The organism is Chryseobacterium sp. T16E-39, from assembly GCF_002216065.1.
Classification (GTDB): domain Bacteria; phylum Bacteroidota; class Bacteroidia; order Flavobacteriales; family Weeksellaceae; genus Chryseobacterium.
In genome coordinates this window covers 926,304-950,878 of sequence record NZ_CP022282.1, presented here as the reverse complement: position 1 = coordinate 950,878, position 24,575 = coordinate 926,304, and the positions used below count along the sequence as shown (strand labels likewise).

The 24,575-nt window shown below is 36.5% G+C and carries 22 protein-coding genes; 8 read left to right on the top strand and 14 right to left on the bottom strand.

Annotated elements, in window-relative coordinates:
• The first annotated feature begins 136 nt into the window (after positions 1–136).
• On the top strand, positions 137–571 hold the full coding sequence (locus tag CEY12_RS04090) for a carboxymuconolactone decarboxylase family protein (protein ID WP_089026474.1): 435 nt from the start codon (positions 137–139) through the stop codon (positions 569–571).
• A 99-nt stretch (positions 572–670) separates the two neighbouring features.
• Positions 671–2,134: a PLP-dependent aminotransferase family protein gene (locus CEY12_RS04085; protein ID WP_172821009.1), complete on the top strand. Its 1,464-nt coding sequence runs from the start codon at positions 671–673 to the stop codon at positions 2,132–2,134.
• 27 nt (positions 2,135–2,161) lie between these two features.
• Here the strand turns inward: CEY12_RS04085 and CEY12_RS04080 are convergent, their stop codons facing one another.
• Positions 2,162–2,767, bottom strand: coding sequence for a hypothetical protein (locus CEY12_RS04080; RefSeq protein WP_157676750.1), 606 nt, complete (start codon positions 2,765–2,767; stop codon positions 2,162–2,164).
• Positions 2,768–2,911: 144 nt separating this feature from the next.
• On the opposite strand from CEY12_RS04080, the gene CEY12_RS04075 reads away from it, so the two are divergent.
• Positions 2,912–3,517: a DNA-3-methyladenine glycosylase gene (locus tag CEY12_RS04075; RefSeq protein WP_089026471.1), complete on the top strand. Its 606-nt coding sequence runs from the start codon at positions 2,912–2,914 to the stop codon at positions 3,515–3,517.
• 20 nt (positions 3,518–3,537) lie between these two features.
• Here the strand turns inward: CEY12_RS04075 and mug are convergent, their stop codons facing one another.
• The 3 genes from mug to CEY12_RS04060 form a co-directional block, all read right to left on the bottom strand.
• Positions 3,538–4,041: a G/U mismatch-specific DNA glycosylase gene (mug, locus tag CEY12_RS04070; RefSeq protein WP_089026470.1), complete on the bottom strand. Its 504-nt coding sequence runs from the start codon at positions 4,039–4,041 to the stop codon at positions 3,538–3,540.
• A gap of 164 nt (positions 4,042–4,205) precedes the next feature.
• Positions 4,206–5,042, bottom strand: coding sequence for an SDR family NAD(P)-dependent oxidoreductase (locus CEY12_RS04065; protein WP_089029785.1), 837 nt, complete (start codon positions 5,040–5,042; stop codon positions 4,206–4,208).
• A gap of 74 nt (positions 5,043–5,116) precedes the next feature.
• Complete coding sequence (locus tag CEY12_RS04060; RefSeq protein ID WP_089026469.1) at positions 5,117–6,022, bottom strand: helix-turn-helix domain-containing protein; 906 nt, start codon at positions 6,020–6,022, stop codon at positions 5,117–5,119.
• Between the two features lie 384 nt (positions 6,023–6,406).
• Between CEY12_RS04060 and CEY12_RS04055 the strand changes: the two genes are divergently transcribed.
• The 3 genes from CEY12_RS04055 to CEY12_RS04045 all read left to right on the top strand — a co-directional run bounded on the left by CEY12_RS04055 (position 6,407) and on the right by CEY12_RS04045 (position 10,170).
• Positions 6,407–6,724: a DMT family transporter gene (locus CEY12_RS04055; protein ID WP_089026468.1), complete on the top strand. Its 318-nt coding sequence runs from the start codon at positions 6,407–6,409 to the stop codon at positions 6,722–6,724.
• Between the two features lie 131 nt (positions 6,725–6,855).
• Positions 6,856–7,083 carry a glutathione synthase gene (locus CEY12_RS04050; protein ID WP_089026467.1) on the top strand — a complete coding sequence of 76 codons (228 nt, stop codon included), beginning with the start codon at positions 6,856–6,858 and terminating at the stop codon, positions 7,081–7,083.
• A 219-nt stretch (positions 7,084–7,302) separates the two neighbouring features.
• On the top strand, positions 7,303–10,170 hold the full coding sequence (locus CEY12_RS04045; RefSeq protein WP_228409791.1) for an AsmA-like C-terminal region-containing protein: 2,868 nt from the start codon (positions 7,303–7,305) through the stop codon (positions 10,168–10,170).
• A gap of 67 nt (positions 10,171–10,237) precedes the next feature.
• On the opposite strand, the gene CEY12_RS04040 is transcribed toward CEY12_RS04045, so the two are convergent.
• Complete coding sequence (locus tag CEY12_RS04040) at positions 10,238–10,657, bottom strand: hypothetical protein (protein ID WP_228409790.1); 420 nt, start codon at positions 10,655–10,657, stop codon at positions 10,238–10,240.
• 65 nt (positions 10,658–10,722) lie between these two features.
• Positions 10,723–11,502 (bottom strand): exodeoxyribonuclease III, encoded by a 780-nt coding sequence (gene xth / locus CEY12_RS04035; RefSeq protein ID WP_089026465.1) that lies wholly within the window; start codon positions 11,500–11,502, stop codon positions 10,723–10,725.
• Positions 11,503–11,776: 274 nt separating this feature from the next.
• On the opposite strand from xth, the gene CEY12_RS04030 reads away from it, so the two are divergent.
• On the top strand, positions 11,777–12,622 hold the full coding sequence (locus CEY12_RS04030; protein ID WP_089029783.1) for a glycosyltransferase family 2 protein: 846 nt from the start codon (positions 11,777–11,779) through the stop codon (positions 12,620–12,622).
• A gap of 14 nt (positions 12,623–12,636) precedes the next feature.
• The gene (locus CEY12_RS04025; RefSeq protein ID WP_089026464.1) at positions 12,637–12,900 is read left to right on the top strand and encodes a hypothetical protein; all 264 of its coding nucleotides are present in this window, start codon (positions 12,637–12,639) and stop codon (positions 12,898–12,900) included.
• Positions 12,901–12,989: 89 nt separating this feature from the next.
• On the opposite strand, the gene CEY12_RS04020 is transcribed toward CEY12_RS04025, so the two are convergent.
• The 8 genes from CEY12_RS04020 to CEY12_RS03980 form a co-directional block, all read right to left on the bottom strand.
• Positions 12,990–15,290, bottom strand: a complete 2,301-nt coding sequence (locus CEY12_RS04020; RefSeq protein WP_089029782.1) for a multicopper oxidase domain-containing protein — start codon at positions 15,288–15,290, stop codon at positions 12,990–12,992.
• 23 nt (positions 15,291–15,313) lie between these two features.
• Entirely contained in the window at positions 15,314–15,763 is a 450-nt protein-coding gene (locus CEY12_RS04015; protein ID WP_089026463.1) for a heme-binding domain-containing protein, read from the bottom strand.
• A 1-nt stretch (position 15,764) separates the two neighbouring features.
• Complete coding sequence (locus tag CEY12_RS04010) at positions 15,765–16,409, bottom strand: DUF3347 domain-containing protein (RefSeq protein WP_089026462.1); 645 nt, start codon at positions 16,407–16,409, stop codon at positions 15,765–15,767.
• Between the two features lie 63 nt (positions 16,410–16,472).
• The gene (locus CEY12_RS04005; protein WP_089026461.1) at positions 16,473–17,348 is read right to left on the bottom strand and encodes a DUF3347 domain-containing protein; all 876 of its coding nucleotides are present in this window, start codon (positions 17,346–17,348) and stop codon (positions 16,473–16,475) included.
• 814 nt (positions 17,349–18,162) lie between these two features.
• On the bottom strand, positions 18,163–19,602 hold the full coding sequence (locus tag CEY12_RS03995; RefSeq protein ID WP_089026459.1) for a SusD/RagB family nutrient-binding outer membrane lipoprotein: 1,440 nt from the start codon (positions 19,600–19,602) through the stop codon (positions 18,163–18,165).
• 10 nt (positions 19,603–19,612) lie between these two features.
• Complete coding sequence (locus tag CEY12_RS03990; protein WP_089026458.1) at positions 19,613–22,630, bottom strand: SusC/RagA family TonB-linked outer membrane protein; 3,018 nt, start codon at positions 22,628–22,630, stop codon at positions 19,613–19,615.
• Positions 22,631–22,766: 136 nt separating this feature from the next.
• Positions 22,767–23,468: a LytR/AlgR family response regulator transcription factor gene (locus CEY12_RS03985; protein ID WP_172821008.1), complete on the bottom strand. Its 702-nt coding sequence runs from the start codon at positions 23,466–23,468 to the stop codon at positions 22,767–22,769.
• Positions 23,449–24,522: a sensor histidine kinase gene (locus CEY12_RS03980; RefSeq protein ID WP_089026457.1), complete on the bottom strand. Its 1,074-nt coding sequence runs from the start codon at positions 24,520–24,522 to the stop codon at positions 23,449–23,451. Before CEY12_RS03980 ends, CEY12_RS03985 begins: the two co-directional genes overlap by 20 nt.
• Positions 24,523–24,575 lie beyond the last annotated feature (53 nt).

The window sequence follows — 24,575 nt, the reverse complement described above, 5'->3', positions numbered from 1 at the left end:
ATAGAGGGAACAATGTTCTTGTTACTTGTTTATCTGGGCCATGTCTATTTTTTTATCTGGTCTGTAAAGATGATCCACAACCCTTTTACCTTTGTCCTGTACAATTCAATACTTTTAAAATAAATTAAATAATATAATGTCAACACGTATTAAAATCGATCAGGTAGAACCTGCCGGATACCAGGCGATCCTGGGCCTTGAGAAATTCATTGAAAGCACTCCATTAACGAAGATCCATAAAGACCTGATCAAAATCAGAGCTTCCCAGATCAATGGCTGTGCATTCTGTATAGATATGCATACAAAAGAAGCCCGGAAAACAGGTGAGACGGAACAGCGTATTTATGCCCTTAATGCATGGCGCGATACTCCTTTTTTTACTGATGAAGAGCGTGCTATATTAGCATTGACTGAAGAAGTTACATTAATTGGCAATCATGTTAAGGACGGGACTTATGAGGAAGCTTTGAACGCTTTAGGGGAAAGCTATCTTGCTCAGGTAATTCTTGCAATCATCACAATTAATGCATGGAATAGAATTGGAATTACGACTCAACTTATTCCTTCTTAGGCTTTTGTCCGTTTTACTTCAATCATTGCTGTTCCTGTAAAAATTATGGAGCAGCTTTTTTTATTATATTGTATTGTCAAAAAAATCAGAAAAAATCAAATGTTACCCTACAAATCACTGATACAATTAAACAGGGATTCTGATGTGTCCCTGTATGTGCAACTGTGTAATAGCTTTATAAGCCTGATTACCGATGGAACATTACAGCCTAAAGATGTGTTGCCCAGCACCAGGATTCTTTCTGAACTTATTGGTCTGAACCGTAATACTGTAAAACTGGCTTATGAAGAATTGATAAGTCAGGGTTGGGCTGAATCTGTTGAGCGTAAAGGAATATTTGTGTTTTCAAAACTACCGGTTCTTGAAAAAGTCCATAAAGATCTTTCTATGAAAAGTTCGGAGATTCCTGAGAAATCATTTCTCTGGACCAATCCTTTTCTGGATCGCAAAGGAAGTGATAACTTTCAACAGTCTGTTCTGACAATTGATGATGGATTTCCTGATGTACGATTGACACCGATAGATCTGTTGATGCGGGAATACAGGAGCATTTCAAAAAAGTTTTATGGAAAAAACTTCCTCAAATATGGATATCCAAATGGGTCAGAACACCTTCGGGTCGCGCTTTGCCGATACCTGGCTACAACCAGAGGCTTAGCTGTTGATCCTCAGAATTTACTCATTACAAAAGGAAGTCAGATGGGTATTTATCTTTCCACACAACTTTTGTTAAAACCTTCTGATTATATTGCTGTAGGAACTTCAAATTATCATTCGGCAGATGAAATCTTCAGATATTCAGGAGCTCATCTGTTGAGGATTCCGGTAGATGAGTATGGAATGGATATCGATTTCTTAGAAGTGGTACTGAAACATAAGACCATTAAAGCGGTGTATATTATTCCACATCACCATTTTCCAACTACGGTAACGATGAGTATGGAAAGGAGATTGAAATTAATGAAATTGGCTAAAGAATACCGTTTTGCCATTATTGAAGATGATTATGATTTCGATTTTCATTATAACAATAAACCTTATATTCCATTAGCCAGTATAGACCACAACAGGAATGTTATTTATATAGGTTCTGTAACCAAAACTTTTGCACCTGCACTCAGAATAGGCTTTATGATTGCCGATCCATCCTTTATAGAAGCGGCCTCTTCATTAAGACAGCTTATAGATAAACAGGGTGACTCATTGCTTGAAGAAGCATTTTCATCTTTATTCAATAATGGAGAAATGGAAAGACATTTCCGTAAATCCCTCAAGATTTACAGACAGCGGCGCGATCTGTTTTGCGAAATACTGAAGACTGATTTTAATGATATCATAACGTTTAAGATTCCTGAAGGTGGACTCGCCATCTGGTCGATTTTCGACAAAAGCATCAGTTTATCTGATCTGTCACAGAAAGTTGCAAAAAAAGGATTGAAAATTGCAGATGGCTCATTTTATAATAATGAGGTCTTCAGCCCCAATGGACTTCGCTTAGGCTTTGCATCGCTTACTCCGCAGGAAATCGAGCAATCCCTTGAAATATTAAGAAAAAATATATAATGATTTTTTTTCCGAAGATAAAGCCATTTACATCCGAACACTTATTCCAAGCATATTTCTGAATATCTTTTGCTCATGATCATAGGCGGGCATAAGCCAAATGGTAGACTGAAGTTTGGGAATGGTATACCGTATATTAGGTCCCAGTCCATGGTAGCGCCAATCCATGATTCCAAGGCTGAATTTTTCTGAAAATTCATGAAACATATTGATCTTATACAAATAATTTTCATGACCGCTTCCCAGTTCTCCAAGGATCAGGAATGAAGTTTTATTGTTCCTCAGCCATATACTTGCGGAATATCTGGGGGAACTTTGGCCATGTTCTATCCCTGCGCTTGCGGAAAAACTAACCGAATGGGTGGGTGAATAAGATATTCCAATCAGAGCCTGGCTCCACTGTTCCCGGATCAGTCCGAAAAAAGTAAGCGCAAATTGATCATTGATCTTTTTGCTTCCATTGTAGTTAATGACAGGATTTAAGGATCCGTCCTGGTTGAATTTAGTGTATAGTTCCAGTTGGGCATGAGTCAATGTAGGAATACCTGTCATTACAAAAAATGCTGCTATTTGTATAAAAGACTTCGTTAGGATCAAAGGAAAATAAGATGATATTGTATTTGAGATGTTCATAAATATTGACTGCTTTATGATGCGAAATTAGTTCACCGATTAGGTGATATTCCATCCCAGATTGAAGAAAACTGCTGATCCAAAGAGTATGAAAATAGTAGTTTTTCTTTAACTTTGATGATGTAATTAATAAAATGAGTTGATTTGAAACTACCTCACTCCTATTATCAAAATCCCGATGTCCTGTTTTTAGCAAAAGACCTTTTAGGGAAAATGCTTTTCACACAGATTAATGATGAGATCACCGCAGGTATTATTGTAGAAACAGAGGCCTATTTCGGAGTTGTGGATAAAGCTTCTCATGCCTATGGTGGGCGACGAACAGACAGAACTGAAATTCTTTATCATGAAGGAGGTATTTCTTATGTGTATTTATGCTATGGCATTCATCATCTTTTTAATATTGTTACCTCTGTTATGGATGAGCCTCATGCTGTGCTGATCAGGGCGATTGAACCATTGATAGGTAAAGAGATTATGGAATTAAGACGGAATATGCCTGCTACAAAAGCTGCTATTTCATCTGGTCCGGGGTCTGCTGCAAAGGCTTTAGGAATTGACCGCTCATTGAATAAAAAAGATATAGCAGGAGAAGAAATCTGGATTGAAGATCAAAAGATCCGATATTCTGACGATGAAATTATAGCAACCCCACGTGTAGGAGTTGCTTATGCACAGGAAGATGCACTTTTGCCATGGCGTTTCTTCGTTAAAGGAAATAAATATGTTAGCAAACCGAATAAGGTTTAACTTTAAAATTAGATGAGTTGCTAAATGGATTGGATTTCTGCATATAGTTCTCCATAAGAGGTAACAAGATCATCGAGCGTAAATCCTCGGTTTAAACCACTTGGATTAGGAACAACCCAAACCCTGGAGCCACAAAAATCTTCAGGCTGTAATCCCCAGGGAATTTCTTTTTTCTTTGAAAAAGCTTTGTAAGCTGCTTTACCAAGAAAAGCAATATACCTGGGTTGAAACTCTGTTATTTTGGCTTTAAAAGATTCGAGAGAATTGTCAAATTCTTCTTTTGAAAGTTCATCTGCCCGAGATGTCGCCCTTGCTACAGCGGTAGTAAGACCTAATCCAAAATTCAGAATGGTCCGGTCGTGTACCGCTTCAATCTGATAAGGAGTAAAACCCGACTGATGCAGGACTTTCCAAAACTGGTTGCTCCTTCCTGAGAAATGATAGCCATCATTTGCTGATTTTAAGCCTGGATTAATTCCACAAAAAATAACAGTGAGATTGTTGCTGATAATATCTGTTAGCATCGCTGGATCTTGATTATAAATTGATGTATTACAGCGATCAGTTTTAAAAACTTTTCACTGTAATTTAGTCAGGCAATTTAAATAATTTTAATTCATTCGTCATTCGGCTTTCATAAAAAATCCTCTATATGCATTATAGAGGATATTGATTGGTAAAGCTTTTATTAAGAGGGGAAATCTGTAGAAAAAGAGAGATCTTTCCAGATGTTTATTTCTTCATTCAGCTGTTCTATTTTGCTTTTGGCCCTGGTAAAAGAATCGCTGCCTAAAAACAAATTGATGGCTGGTGAATTACTGTTGATCAGTTTTAAAAATACATCCGCTATTTTTTCAGGATCACCCAATTGAGTTCCACTCATATTGTTCATCTTATCATGGTATTCACGAAGGTAGTTGTAATCCTCTATCCTGTTTTTATTATAAGCTATTGAATCTGTGTTGGCAAAATTTGTTCTGAACCAACCCGGCAAAACATTGGTTACATTGATTCCCAATGGTTTCAGATCATTAGCAAGTGCTTCAGACAAACCACTAACGGCAAATTTGGCCGCGCAATACATCGACCAGCCTAAACCTGGAGCAAACCCGGCAATCGATGAAATATTAATAATGTGTCCTGATCTTTGTTTTCTCAGATAGGGTAAAGCTTGCTGTATGACTTTAACCACTGCAAAAAAGTTGACCTCAAAATTCTCGTTTATTTCATCTGAGCTAAGTTCTTCAAGTGCTCCACCAAGGCCATAACCGGCATTGTTGATAATGATATCCAATTGTCCAAATTGATCATAAGTATTTTTCATTGATTGTGCGATGGAGTTTTCATCTTTCAGATCAGCCTCTAATGGAAGGAATTTTTCGCCATATTGTAGAAGTGGATCAAAAGCACCTATAGATCTTGAAGTTGCAGCCACACAATGTCCTTTCATCAGCAATTGCTTAGCTATTGAAAATCCCATTCCTTTCGATGCTCCGGTGATATACCAAACCTTTGTATTAGTCATAATTTCTTTTTCTACAAAGGTAGATGAGAGCATCAGGGTGTACTTTGTGATATAAAAACCATTTTTTGTCAGATTCAAACCTGTCGGAATGCTGATGGATTGATATGGGTATGTTTTTTAAAAAAATGATTAAAATGAGCCTGATCTTCGAATCCCAGGGCATAACTGATTTCTGCGATATTCCAGTCGGTATGTTTTAAAAGTGCCTTAGCTTCTGCGGTAAGTTTCTCAAAAATATGATCGGTAGTGGTAAGGCCCGTTGTATTTTTAATGGCTCTGTTAAGAGAATTGACGTGTATAGAAAGTTGATCCGCAATCAGTTTTGGGGATCTCAGTTCAAACCTTTGTGTTTTAGAATCTATAGGGAATTGTCTATCCAGTAATTCATTGAAAATAGCTGTAATACGTGAGCTTGAATCAGATTGGCCCGACACCTCTTCACTGGGGTGAAGCTGCATGGCCAGATAGATCAGTTCACTCACATAGCTTTTAATTAACTCATATTTATACACATAGTCTTTATCAGCCGTTTTGCTGATCTTTTTGAAAATTGCCTCGATCTCTTCTGACTCTTCTGAATTAACTTTAAACACAGGATGGTTTTCCTTTGAAAACAATGGAAGTTCATTGAGATTGATGCGAAGGCTGGTTTGGAAAAATTCCTGTTTAAATACACAAAACCATCCTTTGCTGTCCGGTTCTAAAGAATCATAAGTATAAGGTGTTTTAGGATCAAAAAACAGTAAAGTATCACCTTCAATAGGAATGCTTTTATCACTGTAATGGAATACATTTTTCCCTTTAAAAAGCATGATCTTGTAAAAATTCCTTCTGATATAGCTGGGGGAAGTTGTTCCTGTAATGATATTCTCTTCAATATTAAAAATATTGAACTGGTCATTATCCTTTCTTACCCCTTCTGTGGCAGAAGTAAGCTTGTGTTGGTAAAACTCTTCAAGTGATTCTATTGATTTTCCCATAATGATGATCGCAGTGAAAATATCACCCTAAATATAGGATATTCTAAGTGGATTTAGGGTATTAGAGAGAAATATCATTAAGTAAACGTACTTGACGTTTCATCCTGTAAAAAAGACACTTCAACTTTGATTTTTGCGATGTCACTTTATTTAATCTGTTGAAAATTAGCATTTACCAGTACTTTTACAACGTAAAAATGCTGTACGCTTAATGACTCAAAGTTTTCAGTTTTTATGATGTGGTAAAAACATGGTTAAGAATCAATAAAAATCTACAGTAAGTTCCTTTTTTGCCGGAAAGGTTAATTCTCTAACCTTAATCATGTTAGGTAGGGTTGGTATATTCCAATCCTACTTTTTTGAAATAATATAAAATTAAAAAATATGAATTGGATTGCATTAATTATAGCCGGAATTTTCGAAATTGGATGGCCACTGGGCATCAAAATGTCGCAACAACCTGATGGCAATAAATTCGGATGGATATTTTTTTCTGTTGTTTGTATGAGCATCAGTGGTTTTTTGCTTTGGTATGCACAGAAAATCATTCCTATTGGAACCGCTTATGCAGTATGGACGGGAATTGGTGCGGTAGGAACATTGTTGGTTGGAATCTTTTTTTTCCATGATTCTGCTAATGTTTTCAGATTGCTTTCAGCATTATTAATTGTTGTGGGAATTGTAGGACTTAAACTATTCTAAAGGTATTTATTTCATATTGTATTTTTTGTGAATTTAATATCTTAAAGTTGTTATTTTTTATAAAAAAATAATATTAAACAATGATTTGGCATAATATATTCTGTTGTAAAAGAAATTCAAAACTTTATATCATGTCACAAAGAAATTTTAAAAAAGAAGATTTTGTAAAAAACAACGATGGAAAATATGAGCTGACCTATCAGGTTTCAGATATTGGTGAGGGATCTAATCTTACGATAGAAAGAAAAAACGACAAAGGAGAGTTTGAAATTGTTCAGGCTGAAATCAATAGATTCGAAGATAATATCTTCATATTATGGAGTGAGCCATTCGATGGCCGGCTTATTTTTGAAGGATAAAATATAAAACAGATTACTCTGTATTATGTAAAAGCATCTCAATGAGATGCTTTTATTTTTTGGGATCTAAAGGCTTTATTCATGATGTATGAATCGGATGTGCTGGAAAATATTATGATAAATGGCTTGATTTTAGATTATAATTAACTGTTCTTGTTTATTATCCTCATTCGTTTAACTCAAAATTATCAATGTATGGAACGGCTAAAAAAAATAATTTTGAAGATTTTAAAATGGTCAGGAATTTCGATCGTATCGATCTTGTTCCTGATGTTTATTATCCCTATCCTATTTCCGGGAACCATTTCTCAGCAGGTTAAAATATTTGCGAATAAGCACCTTGCGGGAAAGCTGGATTATAAAAAAACACATCTTTCTTTTTTTAAACACTTCCCTTCCCTTACAGTTTCTGTGGATCAGCTTGTTTTAAAAGGTTCAAAGCCATTTCAGGAAGATACATTACTTGCTGCTAAAGAAGTTGCGGTAGGAATCAACCTTAAAAACCTGATCTTTGACCGTGAAGTCAAGATCGATGAAATATATGTAACGGATGCAGATGCCAATGTTTTTGTTAATAGTAAAGGAGAAGCCAACTATAACGTTTATGTTTCCAAACCTTCAGGTAAACCAAAAGATACCACTGAACAGGGGGCCTCTATAAAACTGGATCTTATTAAATTCAGAAACTGGAATATCAAATATAATGATCATGCTGCCCGGATCCTGGTGGATGCCAAAGGGTTGAATTATACCGGAAAAGGAGGATTCAGTAAAGATATTTTTGACCTGAAAACCAATCTGGAGATCAATAAGGTTGATTTTGCCCTTAACAGAATTTACTATGCCAAACAAAAAAGCCTCAGAGCCGATTTAATTACAAGAATTAATACCAATGCATTGACTTTTGTGTTAAGAAAAAATGAATTAAAGATCAATGACCTTCCTTTAAAATTTACGGGGTCCCTGAGTATTCTCAAAGACGGATACAATCTTGATATCAATGCCGCTTCAGAAAAAACAACGATAAGGGACATGATCTCTGTATTGCCTCCTCAATATCTGGATTGGGCGAAAGATACTAAAATCGAAGGCAACAGTGATCTTTTTTTCAGCCTGAAAGGACGGTTCAGTGAACCTAAAAAGCTAAAACCCAGATTGAAGGCAAGACTGCTTGTAAAAGATGGTTTTGTATCCAACGGGAAAGCTCCGGTTCCCATGAATAACCTCAATATGGACCTGAATGTGGACCTTCCCTCATTAGATACAGAACAGCTGAATCTTAATCTCAGAAATCTGAGTTTTGATTTGGGAAGAAACAATACTTTCAGAGCTGTTGTAAGGACAAAGGGACTAAAAGAAATGCAGGTCAATGCAAATGTAAAAGGAGCGGTTGACCTTCAGACGCTGGATCAGGCATTAGGCTTGAAAAATATTGATGTCCGTGGACTTATGGATACCAACATCAAAGCTAACGGGATTTTCAGCCTCGATAAGAAATTATTTCCAAAAACGGACGGATATCTTCATTTAAAAAACGGATGGCTTAAAACAAAATATTATCCAAATGCGATACAAAATATCAATCTGGTGGCTAATATTAATAATACAGATGGTACTTTTAGGAGTCTTGGGGTAAAACTGGATCCTTTCAGTTTTGATTTTGAGGGGAATCCCGTTTATGTAAGTGCCGACCTGCATGATTTTGAAGATTTACTGTATAAGGTGAAAGCGAAAGGAGTTTTAAATGTCGGAAGAATTTATAAAGTGTTTGCTAAAAAAGGATTTGACGTAAGTGGACTGATCATGGCTGATCTGTCACTGAATGGCAGGCAAAGTTACGCGACAACCGGACAATACAGTAAACTTGATAATAAAGGGACTTTAATCCTTAAAAATATAAAAGCGACAACAGCTTATTTGCCAAAGTCATTTTATATTAAAGAAGGAAATTTCCAATTTGAAAATGAGAAAATGTGGTTCAGGAAGTTTCTTGCAACGTATGGAAAATCTGATTTTGCATTAAACGGATATTTGCTGAATACCATTAATTATTTTATTGAAAGAAAAGGAACGCTGCATGGGAAATTCGATCTTAATTCGAATTATATTCTGATTGATGAATTCATGGCACTCAAAGATGGGGACAATATCGATAAATCTATAGAGGTTGAATATGCAAAGGTTGAAAATCCAAAAAGCAGCGGTGTTGTAATTATTCCTAAAAACCTGGATGTTTCTTTAGAAGCCCGTGCCAGGAAAGTGGAATTTAAAGGTTTGGATCTTAACCATCTTCAGGGGCTTGCTTCTGTCAATGCAGGCCAGGTATACCTTAAAAATACTTCTTTTGATATTATCGGAAGCCGTATGGATATTGATGCGCGGTATATGGACGAATCTCCGCTAACGGCTAATTATGATATAGCTCTTAAGGTGAAAGATTTTGATGTACAGCGGGCATATAAAGAAATTGATATGGTTCGTGAAATGGTAACCGCTGCTAAAAATGTAAAAGGAATTGTATCCCTGGACTATAAGTTAAAAGGTGATTTTGATAAAAATATGAGACCTATCTATCCGTCTCTTGAAGGTGGGGGGATTGTAAATCTTCGGGATGTAGAAGTAAAAAACCTTAAAATGCTATCTGTAATTGGAGACAATGTAGGAGCTAATGCTTTTAATAATCCAGATATGAAGGGAGTAAATATAGAAACGGTCATTAAAAATAATCTGATCCATGTAGATAAATTTACCTTTAAAGTATCTGTCTTAAGACCTTCTATCAGTGGAACTACGAGTTTTAACGGATTGCTTGACCTAAGGGTCAGGATAGGTCTTCCTCCTGGTGGATGGATCGGTTTTCCGGTTGTGGTTACCGGAACCCATGATAAGCCTAAGATAAAAATATTCAGCAAAACCGGACAGGGAATTGTAGATGCCCTGTACAACAGGAAATCCAATAAAGTGATTCGTCAGGAAAGACGGGCAGAAAAGAAATCAAGAGTTCAGCAGCGTAAAGAAAAAGAAGCTCAGGAAAAGAAAGCTGAAAATGCCGAAAAGCAAATTAATAAAGAACTTAAAGAAAAATAAAAAATAGAGATTGTTATGAATATATAACAATCTCTATTCATTAAATACCTGATGGTGATTATATTTCTTAAATACTGTAAATAATTTTCTTCCCTTTTTTTAAAGTATAGTTGTCTTTTTCTTTGTTAAGATTATAGCTTCCTTTTTTACTCTTATAAACGGATGTATTCATGTATTCCATGGTCCTGTTGAGTATAATACTTCCTTTCACATCAGGAAGAAACAGTTCCGCTTTTTTCTTGTCTTTGCTTAGAATGACAACAACACTTGACACATAAGATTTTTGAGGATTTGCCTCTCTCAACTGGATTTTTTCGTCAAAAAGCTTTATACAGTCATCTTTTATAACCGAATAAGTATATCCCGCTGAGGCTATACATCCATGCTTGTCTTTATCCCCTCCTTTTGGAGTCATTTTCTGTGCTGATCCGGCAATAGCGAAAGTAGCCGTCATTATCACTGCCAGTAATAGTTTTGTATTTTTCATGTGTTTGTATTTTTAAAAATGTCTTATAATATTACGAAAAATCTTTTGATTTAAGCTTAACAATGTTATTTATCTCTTTCCAGTTCTATCCACGTGGGAGCGTGATCACTGCTCTTTTCCCATCCCCGGACATGTTGATCCACACCCCCTGATTTTAATCCTGAAATTAAATAAGGACTTAACAGAATATGATCAAGCCTGATTCCCGCATTACGGTCATAAGCTTTATAAAGGTAATCCCAAAAAGTATAGATGGTTTCATTGGGAAATAAAGAACGGATGGAATCCAGCCAGCCTTTCTTTAACAATTCCTGATAGGCTTTCCTTACCTCAATCCGGTACAGTGCATCATTCTCCCAACGTTCTGGTTTGTAAACGTCTATTTCTGTGGGGATAATATTAAAGTCTCCGATAATGACAGCAGGAAGATCCATTTTAATAAATTCATCGGTTCGTTTTTGCAGCCGTTTGATCCAAGATAATTTATAATCGAATTTTGGCCCCGGATAAGGATTTCCATTAGGAAGATACAGGCAACAAATGACTGTTTGATTAATAATAGCCTCAATATAACGGCTCTGAACATCATCAGGATCTCCGGGTAAAACATTCTGGACTTCCTTAATTTCATATCCTTTTGAAAGGATGGCTACCCCATTCCAGCTTTTCTGGCCATGCCATATGGCTTGATATCCTGCTGCATGTATTTCCTCTAAAGGAAAACTTTCTTGTGGAGCTTTAAGTTCCTGAAGGCAGACAATATCGGGTTGAGATTCCTTTAACCATTGAAGTAAAACTGATAAACGGGCTCTGATTCCATTTACATTATAGGTTGCTATTTTCATGTGTTATATCGGTTAAAAAGTTGTATTGATGAGAGCAAAACCTATTCCATAGAAATAGTACTCAATTATATTCAAAATAATATCCTGTTTTGGGTTAAATAGATAATTGTATATTATTTATTTTCGATTTGATTCATCTTTTATTCAATGAGGAATTGAATTTATTTTGTTTTTTCAGGTCTTGTAAAATTAATTTAGAATGAGGTGTTATTTTAAGATATCTTCAAAAAATAATATTCCCATCTGTCTAAATTTGCAAAAAAAGAAGATGGAAATGCTAAAATTAAAATTCTCTCTTTTAATTGCAAACTATAATAACGGGTATTTTTTTAGAAATTGTTATGATTCAATTGTAAAACAAAAATACAGTAATTGGGAAGCTGTTATTGTAGATGATGGCTCCACTGATGGTTCAGTTGAAATAATTGAGAAATTAATCGGAAATGATAAAAGATTCAGACTGTATAAAAATGCTTGCAATTCTGGCGTAAGTGCTACGAAATCAAAACTTATAGAACTTGCGGCCGGAGAAATATGCGGTTTTGTAGATCCTGATGACGCCTTGATGCCGTATGCGATACACAGCGCTATTTTTACGTATTACCTGAAGAGAAATGTAGCACTTACCTATTCTCAATATGTGAAATGTGATGAAAATCTTTGTCCTATTGGAATACCCAGGAATTTAATGCAGGTTTTGAACGACGATCCTTATTTTTTTAATAGTCCATTGCATATTAGTCACTTTGTAACTTTTAAAAAATCACTCTATGAAAGAACCGAAAAAATAGATCCTTCTTTGAATACTGCGGAAGATCAGGATCTGTATTTGAAACTGTATGAAAAAGGAAAAGCCTACTTTATTAAAGAACCTAATTATCTGTACCGTAGTCATTTGGGAGGAATTTCTCAATTCGAAAATGCATCTGCAACACGCGAGGAATTTGCGAAGGTAATTTATAATGCGATGAAGCGCAGAGGATTAAAAGAAATAAACGGACGATCAATTCCGGTTGAGTACACTACCTCGAACGAAATTTATGATTTACTAAAATATCAGACAGGCATATTTTTTAGAATAAAAAAGAAGATCAGATTATTATTACAAAAATTAGATTAGCTAGGGATTATAAAATGAATGAAATTGAATTTTTTTCAAAGCACGAAGCTTTGAATGAAGCAAGGGAACTCAGTGAAAAGTACTCTGAGGTTCTTCATGTAATTAAATCATATGAAGTATATTATATTGATGCCGGTGGTATTACAGAAGATTGGGAAGTTCTTATTGCCACCTTTGCATTTGGAACACAGATTAAGGGTGAAGGGAATCTTTACTCAATAAGCACAGAGAATGTGAAGAAAGCTGATAATAGCACAGGGTCTGAAAAAAGTGCTTAACAACTAAATGACTAAAAAATGGCTTAAGGATTACTACCCTTAAGCCATTTTTATAATAAAGAATACTATTTAACCAGTTATACTATGGTTTAGTAGTTTAAGGTAATCCCTGCTCCAAAGCCCATATCACTGTCATAGTGAGTACGTATATTAATATTTTTATTAATAATATAACTTAGCTCTGCCATATACTCCCTGTCGGTATTTACCATAAAGCCTCCTCTCAGTCTTTTGGAAATCGGAATATCTTCACGCATTAACTGGAGACGGACAATACCGTCGTGGTAGACTTCCGCCTGGAAATTGACCAACATCGGTAACGTATACATAAAACCTAAACTAACCGCTCTACGTGTATCTTTTTCGTTTTTTTGTCCGAATAGATTGGTTTCATGTTCATCTATTCCCATTTTACGATACCTGTAATCAAAACCTATAAATGGCATAAACCATTGCATTTTACCAATATATCTTCCCAGATGCGTTTCTACCTCATAACCGTGCATACTGTTGTATCCTAAACGCCATTCGGTACCTAAAGACCATCTTGCATTTTGAAGCATAGCCTGACCATCGTTCCCATTAGTGGCAAAATCATTTTGTGCCATAAAATGAGGCATATTACTTTCCATTTGTAAAGCCATATATGATTTTTCTTTATCCGCTAATAAAGGGTTTTTATAATCACCCACAGCGAAAACCCGGTCCATTCCTGCCATCATATGGTAAAGAATATGACAGTGGAAAAACCAGTCCCCTTCTTCATTCGCAAGGAACTCGATGGTATCGGTTTCCATTGGCATAATATCCAATACATTCTTTAGAGGTGATCTTTCCCCTTTGCCGTTAATGACCCTGAAATCAAATCCATGAAGATGCATCGGATGCCTCATCATAGAATTGTTGTAGATGGTAATGCGCAATATTTCCCCTTTTTTAACGGGTATTTTATCACTTTCGGAAAGTACTTTATTATCCATACTCCATACATACCGGTTCATATTCCCTGTCAGGGTAAATTGAAGTTCCTTTACAGGAGCATCTTTAGGAAGTGTGGTATTATAAGGGGATTCCAGCATGGCATAATTGAGCGTGGTAATATCACCCAGAGCATTGGCATTGTATCGGTCAGGATTGTTATCCATATTCATATCCATCGCGTGTTTGCTGTGGTCCTCTTTTGGTTTTTCCTCTTGTTTTCTTTTTTTCCTGGCTTCTCCGGTAATTTCAGGATACATGACTACATTCATATCCATTTTATTCAGACTCATTTTCATTCCCATATCATTCAGGTCTCCATTCATTTTCATCATGCCGTTCATCATCTTCATTCCTTCAAAATATTTTAAGCGGGGAAGCGGAGAGATAAGCTGTTTTACACCATCACCAATATAATAGCTGGTCGATTGTGTTCTGTCTTCAGTAGTGGCTAAAAATTCATAGGCTATTCCGTTTTCAGGAATTGTTAGGACTACATCGTAAGTTTCTGAAACCGAAATGATCAACCGGTCTACATCCACCGGTTTTACATCATTTCCATCATTGGCAACAACGGTCATTTTGCCTCCTGCATAACGAAGCCAGAAATAAGATGAAGCTCCTCCGTTTGAGATGCGTAATCTTACCTTATCCCCTGCTTTCAGTGTTTTACCATCAACGCTCTTGAGGTCTGTAATATTTTTTCCATTCATTAATACTTTATCATAGTACACATCACTTACATCCATTGCCAGCATACGCTTCCATTCATTGGCAATTTTGGTTTTAAAGTATCCTTCTCTGATGGCTTCAACATAAGACTGTGTAGAATTTTTCTTAATTGCTGCCCAATCATTGGCATTATGCAGCATTCTATCTACATTGTTAGGATTAAGATTGGTCCATTCACTTAAAATAACGGGAACAGTTGGTAAGTCGTCAATCCCTTTTCTAAACTTTGTATCATCCTCCCGTTTCTTTAGTATAAGGCTTCCGTACATTCCGATCTGCTCCTGTAATCCTGAATGCGAGTGGTACCAATGTGTTCCGTTTTGAATGACGGGAAAACGGTAGGTATAGGATTCACCAGGTTTTATAGGATTTTGTGTCAGAAACGGAACCCCGTCTTCTTTATTGGGTAAAAAGATCCCATGCCAGTGCAGAGAAGTATTTTCTTTGAGCTGGTTGTGGACAACGATTTCTGCAATATCACCTTCCGTGAACGTTAATGTGGGCATTGGTATTTGTCCGTTTACTGCAATCGCTCTTTTCTCTTTACCGGCATAACTGACTATCGTATCTTTTACATAGAGTTCGTAACGTACTACTTTTTGTGCGAAAACTGTTTTCGAACACAGGAGTATAAATACAGTCAGAAGTACTTTTACCGGAATATTTTTAGATATATTCATTTTATATTTCTTTTTCATGAAACCTATTTTTGTTCTTTCAGCCAATTGGTTACCAGCTTTATCTGATCATCACTCAGTTTTGCTTTTTTATGCATCAACGTATATGAAGGTATTGGCATTTCTTTAGTTTCAATCTGTTTTTTTATTGAGTTTATTAATCTTTCCTGCTTACGATGGGAATAAGTTGCCCATTCATTAAAATTCAGGTCCTCCTTTGCATCCCTTATATGGCCGTCTACCAGACTTCTTGCGGGCTGCACATAATCGTACCATTCGTAGTTTGTTGTATTACTGTGACAGTCGTAACATGATGTCTGTAATATTGTTTTCACTTCAGCAGGTACTTTATAGGTCTGGGTAAAATCGGTTTTACCAACCTGCCCTTTATCTATATTGAGAGCAGGCTGATACAATTGAATAGCAATAAAAATCAGCAGCGCAATTGCCACGAAAATCTTTAATACTTTCTTCATTTTAATATTCCTTTTTTACTGAACCACAGGTAAGCATTTTATTACCATAATAAGGGTTTTTAATGGCTTTTGCTTCACTGATCCATATCGCTCCTTTTCCGTCATTGTACATCGGACAATAATCCTGATACAATTTCTGAGTCGTTCCAAATAATTCGATCAGGTCGGACATGTCTTTACTTAATGACGCCATATGTTCTCTCTGGTGATCAATTTTTCCGGCATTATCACCAATATGTTCAGCATTTTCTTTTGCGTCGTCTGCAATATCCATATATTCTTTATGTTTGTCAGCAGGAACAATTTTCATATCAATGCTTTTCAGCGTTGTCAGTAATTGTTTTCCTGCATGAGCTACCGCTTGGTCGTTATCTGCTACAAGAGCATTTTTTAAAATTAAATAATCTTTGATAACAGGATCTATAGAAAAACTTTTTGGAGTTTCTTTTGAAGATAATTTTTCATCCTGCTTATTGTTGATTCCTGCTGATAATGCTGTATCACTAAGTTTCTGTTGCTGCGTTGATTGTTCCTCTGTTGTGGCGGAAGCAGGAACTTCCTGTGTCCTGTTGGTTGATTTTTTACAGGAAAATAGGGTAAGAGCTACTATTGCCATTACAGAGATGGATAAGAATATATTTTTCATGATGTGAGTATTGTTGTTTAAGTGGTCTGTTGTCATTACAGTTGTTGTATATATTTACGATGATTACGGATTGCCAAGTGTTTCTACAGTACTCCCACAGGTAAGCATCTGAGCACCGAAATAAGGATTCTTAATTTCATTTTCCAGGCTCAGCCAATCGGCTCCTTTACCATTATTGTACATTGGACAATGTTGATAGTAAACTGGGGTATCCTGTTTGGATACTTTTGCCAGGTCATACATCCCTTTTGATAGTATGGCAAATGTTTCCCGTTGTTTGACAATATCTTTGATGGTGGAGATTTTCTCAGCATTGGTGCTAAGGTCCTTCATTACTTTCATCCAAACCATATGTTCTTCATTAGAAAGTTGAGTCATTTCTACAGCTTTAATCGCTTTTGACAATTCTGAGGCTTTTGCGGATGCGGTATTCGCATCTGTTTTTACCAATGCATCTTTTAAGGAAAAATAGTGAGCAAAAACAGGTTGTAATTGAGAGGTATTCTGAGATGTTGCTTCCTTGGTTTCTGCCATTTTATCTGAAGCATGATTACTGTGGTCAGCTTTCATGTCCATTTCCATTTTTTTAGCTGTAGGCTTGAGTTCTCTTTTATAGCGACAACATTCCGGCAGGGCTGCATAAGCGTTATCCGGAGCCAGGAATTTTTCGCTGTCATATCCTGCAAGAGCTATTCGCTTGAGGACCTCATCCTGACTGGTCTTTTGTGAGTCATAAGTTAAGGTGGCTATCTTGGTATCTTTATTCCAATTGACTGTGGCTACCTTTTTTAGATTACCTGCTTTTTCTATAGTGCTTTTGCAGATGTCACAATTCCCGAAGATCTTTACGGTTTCTGTGGTTATATTTTTGGATTGAGCATAGATTGCTAATGAAAATAGCAACGTACATGCAAACCATATTTTTGATATTGATTTCATTGTAGATTATTTTCAGGAACAACAGGGATATTTCCTATTGTTTCTAGTTATAAATTTAAATTGAATAAAAAACGAAGTGAGTTTTTAAAAAAAAGCACACTTTAGGCTATAAAATACAGAAATTAACCTATTTTAGGAATTAACCAAATGGACTGAAAGCCTTTAGAAACAGCACTTTCATAAGATAAAAAAGAAACAGGACTGAAGACCTCTAATTTGAAAAAATTAAAATCATGTCTGCTTGGTAAAGATGGGTTTACATTGGATGTCGGGCATTTGCACAAAGGATTATTGCATTTTCCGGGACACTTTTTCGAACCGCATGATTCACATTTATCTTTTTTGATAGATTTTGAAATGTTGACTTCACAACGTGATTTTTCTACTGAAGAAATTTTTAAAGCACAGGCATACATTTGCTTGGGCATGAATAAGAATCCCAGGAGAATAAAAATCAATATGTACTTACGTTGAAACATTATGGACAAAATTAGTGTTTTTTTTTAATTGAACATTAATTTATGAATGAGATCTTTAATTTTTATTCTAAAAAATGATGAAATTATATAAGTATGAAAAAGGCCTAAGAGTTTGATACTCATTAGGCCTTAACGATCCATGATGTGAAAACTAACTTACATATTGTTTATTGTTTAGTGCCCTGGAAAAGGTATATTTTATCGGTTTCTGAAGTTTTTTGGGTGCTCACCATTATTGTTTTAATTGCTATAAAAGCCTGCTTTACGGGCAGGCAAAAAAATCACAGTTGAAAACAGGTTTATATGAAGAAAAGACTATGATGTTTTAGTTTGTTCTAGTTGACGTCCCAAAATACTTTTGTGGTCAGTTTATCCCCTCCAATCGCCGCAGCGGCCTTGGCGTAATTGGTTCCGTTTGTGGTTGCTTCTAATGTAGGATACTGTAAACGTACAGGAACCTTTCCTTCAGCGTTGTTAATGGCGGTTGGAGGGGCCTGTAGGACCGGGTAATCTAACCTGCGATAAAAATTCCATGATATTACCGGATGGTTATACATGGCTACCCAAGCCTGTTCTCCTATAGATTTTTTCCAATTGGAAGCATCATAAGGATGATCCGTAAGATAGTCCTGGGCATTCTGCAATGAAAATCCCCATTCAAGAAAGGACGCCTGAACGGCATTTTTATATCGTACTTCAGGGTTTCCACCAATTCCAAATCTTGCGGAAGCTTCAGCCAGATAAAAAGCCACTTCTGTATAGGTCATCAGATTTCCGGGAGTTACGGGAATATAAGCAAAGATTCCCGGTGCCGAAAAGGCGAAGAAGTTCCCGGGAGCTCCAATAGTTTGTCCAATATAAACTCCGTTTACATCCCGGAAATATTTAGACACCCTTTGATCTGAGGTTGAATTGAGAAAATCGACAAAAGGCTTTCCTCCAATGAAATCATTACGCCCATTATTGGCCAGATTCTCAAACAATGGGTTGAAATTAGGTGTTTCTGCCATATACCTGAAGATTGCATTTTGAGACTCATCCGTCATCACTCCCCCTGTTACCGCTGAATTGATTGCAGATTGGGCAAGATTTGGATTGATGTCAGATAGGGCAATCCCTAATTTTAGCAGCAGCGAATTTCCAAACCGTTTCCATTTTTCAATATCTCCTCCGTAAATAATATCCCCTGATCCAAAAGTTCCTTCTCCATTCTGTAAATGATTAATATCGAGCTTAAGACGGGTAATAAGACTTTCATAGATCTGTTGGTCGTCATCATAAACAGGAAGAGGGAATTTTTCGTTATCAAGAGCCTGAGTGTAAGGAATGTCTCCAAAAGTATCAGTCAGGGTTTGAAATGTGTAGACGGATAAAATATCAATAATAGCGAGTTGATTCTGTCTTTTGGCCGGCCAGCTGCCTATTTCTGAAGGGACAGGCTGGTATTGCTCGATCAGTTCTTTCGCTTTATTAAGATTGTTGAGGACATTTACATAATTGTCACCCCAAACGTTATTGGAGACATTTCTTGCAGTGAAGTTGTAATTACTTTCATTTACGTACACGGTTTCCTGCCAGTATTGCATGGTAAGGCGAAAATTATTTTCGTTGACATTAGGGGTGGTCATATAATCACTCAGTTCCTTTTCTGAGTAGGTTATCAGAGTTTCCGGTATCGTTGTATAAGTGGCATGAGGATCATTGTTCACATCGTCTGATGTACAGCTCATTAATAGAAATGCGAATAAAGAGCTTATCACTATATTATTTTTCATTGGTGCGGTTTTAAAAATTAACTTTCAGATTAAATGCAAAATTTCTGGTAGCAGGCATTACTCCGGATTGGTACCCCTGAATATTTCCTGAGGAAAGCCCGGCTTCCGGATCTGCATAAGGAAGATTTTTATGGATGATCCACAGATTGCTTCCTACAATCCCGAGGGTGAGGCTTTGAATTCCAATATTCCCCAGGTTTTTTTTATCAAATGTATACGAGACAGAAACCTGACGGAGTTTTATAAAACTGGCATCATAAACAAATGCAGAAGTAGGAGGATCTGTTTCCATGATCTGGCTGGAAGCAGAGCGGTCCAGACGAATGGTATTGGGAATGTAATGTCCGGGATTATTAGGATCTTCCATTACTCCGGGGAGTACCATTCCTCCGCCATTAGCCAGTGTGTTTCTGATGGGATTTCCTAAATCATTCAGCCCTACAGAATCAGGGTACAATCCTGTTCCGTATCCATAATATTGATCCAGAGAAAAAATCTTTCCACCTTTTTTCCAGTCGATCTGAAAACTCAGATTAAAATTTTTATAAGTAAAAGAATTGTTGAATCCGGCAATAAAGTCCGCCTGGAAGCTTCCAAAATTATGATTGGTATCGTCTGTATGCAGATAAGCACCATTTTTCCCTATAATTTTATTTCCATTGGGATCATACACGTAATCAGCCCCCCAAATACTTCCATATTCTTCGTTAAGAGGGGCATTAACGGAAATTCCTCCGGGAAGTACTCCTATCGAAATATTTTCTGTGCCCTCTCTTAAAGCGGTAACTTTAGTTTTGGGATTGGACCAGTTGATGGTCATATCCCAGCTGAATTGATTGAATTTTAAAGGAGTTGCATTTAAAGAAAACTCAAATCCCTTTGTGGTAAGCTCTCCCGTGTTCTGGATCTTACTTCCCGATCCGTTAGCAAGTGAGATAGGAAGTGGTAGAATCTGATCAAACGCAATGTTTCTGAACCAAGCCAGATCAAAACCTATTCTGTTTTTAAAGAATTGCATGTTCGTACCTAATTCCAGGTTTTTAAGCTTTTGGGGAAGCAGATCGGAATTTCTTAAAATCGTATTGTAGGAGTAGACAGGATTATTTCCAAAAGACGACTGTACAATAAATCTGTTTCGTAACTGGTCTGCATTCGTGTCAGAGCCTACTTCAGCATAGGCGGCTCTTAGTTTTCCAAAACTTAACCATTTTTGCTGAAGTAGATTAGAAAAGATAAAACTTGCTGAAACAGAAGGGTAATAGTAGGCTTCTTTTTCTTTTGGAAGCGAGCTGGATTGATCTCTTCTAAAAGTACCCTCTACATAATAGGTATTTTTATATCCTAATGAAGCCTGGACAAAAGCTCCGTAAACATATTTTGAAGTGTCTGTGATCAGAGGTTTTGCAGGAGTAGCCGCAGAATTGGAAATGGTATAAAGATCATCAATATATAATCCTCCCGACGTCGTCTGTGCGTTGGAATAATTGGTCTGCACATTAATATTCCCACCGACGAGGGCCTGAATGCTAAAATTTTCACCAATATTCTTTTTATAGGTAGCGATCAGATCATAATTGGTTTCGGTAAACCGGAGATTGGTAATTGCGTATCCCGATGGCTGCTCAATAGGATTAAAACTAAAAAAAGCAGGAATAGAACCCTTGGCTCTTCTTTCTTCAGTGATCATATTATATCCGTCAATACCTACCCTTCCCAGTATATTGATGCTGTTGGAAAGATCATAACTTAAGCTGAAGTTTCCGGCAAAACGGTCTCTTTTATCGTTCTGATAATTTTTATAGCGTGTAAAATAAGGATTATCCCAATAACCCGGACGTAAGTCATCGGGAGAAAGGATATTCCAGGTATAATTTTTATTAAAGGTTTCATAAAGATATTTTTGGTATTGGATGTCGACATTGGTAGGCCACCACTGTCTGAAATTTCCCATAATATTATCTCCGTAACCCGTTGAATTTCTTCCTTTGGTGTTTTGAGTGACATAGTTGGCAAAAATACTGGCCGTAAGATGGTCTGTAATCTTATAAGATGCATTTCCTCCAAAATTATTCTTGATCAAAGACGAATTGGGAAGAATATCTGTAGCATTGGTGTTGGAATAGCTTAACCTGAATGTAGCACGATCGTCTCCACCACTAAGTGCAATATTATTGGTCTGATTGATTGCTTTTTCGAAAAAGGTAATAGGACCGTTCTCAGCCATCACCCAGGGGCTTGTCTTTCCAAAATTCTTTGAACCCGGAATGAATGCATCATACTGCCACACCATTAGATTAGGATCGAACGGTGCTCCGTAGGAAGCATCTGAAAAAGATGAGATAGGATGCCCCTGATAGGAATCAAAAACATTTCCCTGATATCCTTGCCCATATTCCGTCTGATATTTTGGAAAAGTGGATTGATCTACAGTAGAAACAGAAAGGCTTCCACTATATTCCAGCCCGATTCCCTGTTTATTTTTCTTTCCTTTTTTTGTGGTAATGATGATGGCTCCGTTTTGGGCTCTGGAACCATACAGGGCAGTTGCAGCCGCTCCTTTCAATACATTGAGGGTTTCTATATCATTGGGGTTGATATCGGATACCGGGCTTCCATAATCATAACCGCTAAATCCATTTACCTGCAATGGGGAATTGATGTTCCTGTTGATGATGGGAACTCCGTCCACAACAAACAGAGCCTGGTTATCTCCCAGAATAGATTTGTATCCACGGGAGACTGCATTAATCGAACCTCCGAAATTGGTAGATTGTCTGATCTCAAGGCCAGCTACTTTCCCGGAAAGATTATTAAGAAAATTCGTGGTTGGATTTTTAGTGAGCTCCTCACCTTTTATTTCCTGTGTAGAATATCCCAGCGACTTCTTTTCTCTTTTTATTCCCAGGGCAGTAACCACTACCCCTTCGATGTCCTGTGTTTTTAAAGTATCCTGCTTCTGCTGACTGAAAAGCTCAGATCCCATAAAAAAAGCGACACCTGCACTGAAGAGTTTTAATCCGTATTTCATAAGTATTAATTTTTTTAACTGGTTGTTCAGTCAAAATTCAAGAATTGGTGAATACTTTAATGAAATGTATATATCAACAGCGGGCTAAAGTCTACTAAAATAATAAATGAGTAAGGATCAGTAATGTTATGTTGGATTATAGCTCAATGGACGGTTTATAAGTTCTTCCGATAGGAAGTTTTTTACCATTGATTTGTATCATGTTGGCCGACTTTATTTCAATTTTTGATTTAGATACAATATAGGATTTATGAATGCGGACGAACATCTTTGAACTCAGATTCTCCTCTACTTTGCTGATGGGCATTTTAAAAGTAAAGGTTTCTGTTTTTGTATGAACATTGATGTATTCTCTTAAACTCTCAATGTAATAAATGTCCTGTAAGGTTATTTTAATCTGTTTTTTTCCACTATTGAAAAAGATAAAATCACGATCCGCAATTTCCAGTAAAGCATCTTCAGCTTCCATTAGATGTTTAAATTTCGCGGTTGCTGTAAGGAACCGATCATAAGGAATAGGTTTCATCAGATAGTCGGTAACATCCAGTTCATATCCTTCTACGGCATATTGATGATATGCGGTCGTTACAATTACGAATGGCGGGTTCTTTAACTTTTTAAGAAACTCAAATCCTTTAATGACCGGAAGATTAAGATCCAGAAACATAAGGTCTACCTGATGGATATTCAGAAGATTGCTGGCATGAACGGCATCTGCACATTTTCCCACTAAATGGAGCTGGACATCCCTGGAAATAAAATTTTCAAGGATTTCTGCTGCAATGGGCTCATCTTCTACAATAAGGCAATTGTATTTTTTAGGGATTGAATGTATCATTGAGATCGATGGTTAGTTGTACAATATACCGGTCATTTTTATCCTCAACAATAAGGCTGTGTTTGGGATAAAGGAGTTCCAGTTGCCGGTGAATGTTTTTCAGCCCTATTCTGGTTGAATTTCCACTTGTTTTTTTCTCTTTGGAATTTTCTATGGTATAATTAAGAATTCCGTTTTTCAATTTAATACTGATGGTAATAAATGAATTTCCAATACTTTCAGAAACCCCATGTTTAAATGCATTTTCAACGAACTGGATCAATATTAAAGGGGAAATTTCCTGAGAAGGCCTGTCTATATCTTCATTAAAAATGACCGAAAGATGATGGTGGCGTATCTTCTGGATCTGGATAAAGTCTTTGATGTTTTCAACATCTTTTTCCAGAGAAATATTCTTTTCTGCGGCTTCATAAATATTATATCGCATAACTTTTGAAAGTTGAAGTATCGCATCGGGAGTTTCGTCGGCTTTTTTAATTGCCATTCCATAAATGTTATTGAGGGTATTAAAAAGGAAATGAGGATTAATCTGAGCCTTTAGCATGGTCAGTTCCTGGTCCAGCTTTTCAGCTTTCAGCATAGATATCTGATCTTTGAGGACATTCTTCTGTCTTGTGATTTCAATTCCAAATACAAGCCCTACCATAAAAATAAGATCCATGAAGGAATTAAATGCTACCAGACCATTGATAAAACCCGACGGTTGTTTGCCATCCTGTGTTTCTATAACGCCATAGATGTACGGATAAATAATATAATGGGTAAAAAGCCGGTGACATAATACCGCTATAACGACAATACCTATTGAGAGAATATATTTGTAGATCTTGTTGAGTCCTGCTTTTTCATAAACGAACAATAAGGCATAAGCCAGCGGGATTTTAACCATAAAATAGCCCAGTTCAAGAAGAAGGGTATTTTGAAGTCTAAGGGACCATTGGAAGGAAGGAAACTGATATCTGGACCAGTAAAAATCAAGGTAAACTTCAAGGATATAATACAATATCCAAAAGAGCAAATGAATGTATAGTTTTGATTGTACAGCCGATTTCAATGATATACGATTTAAAAGTACAAAGTAATGTCTTTCAATTAAATATAAAAAGA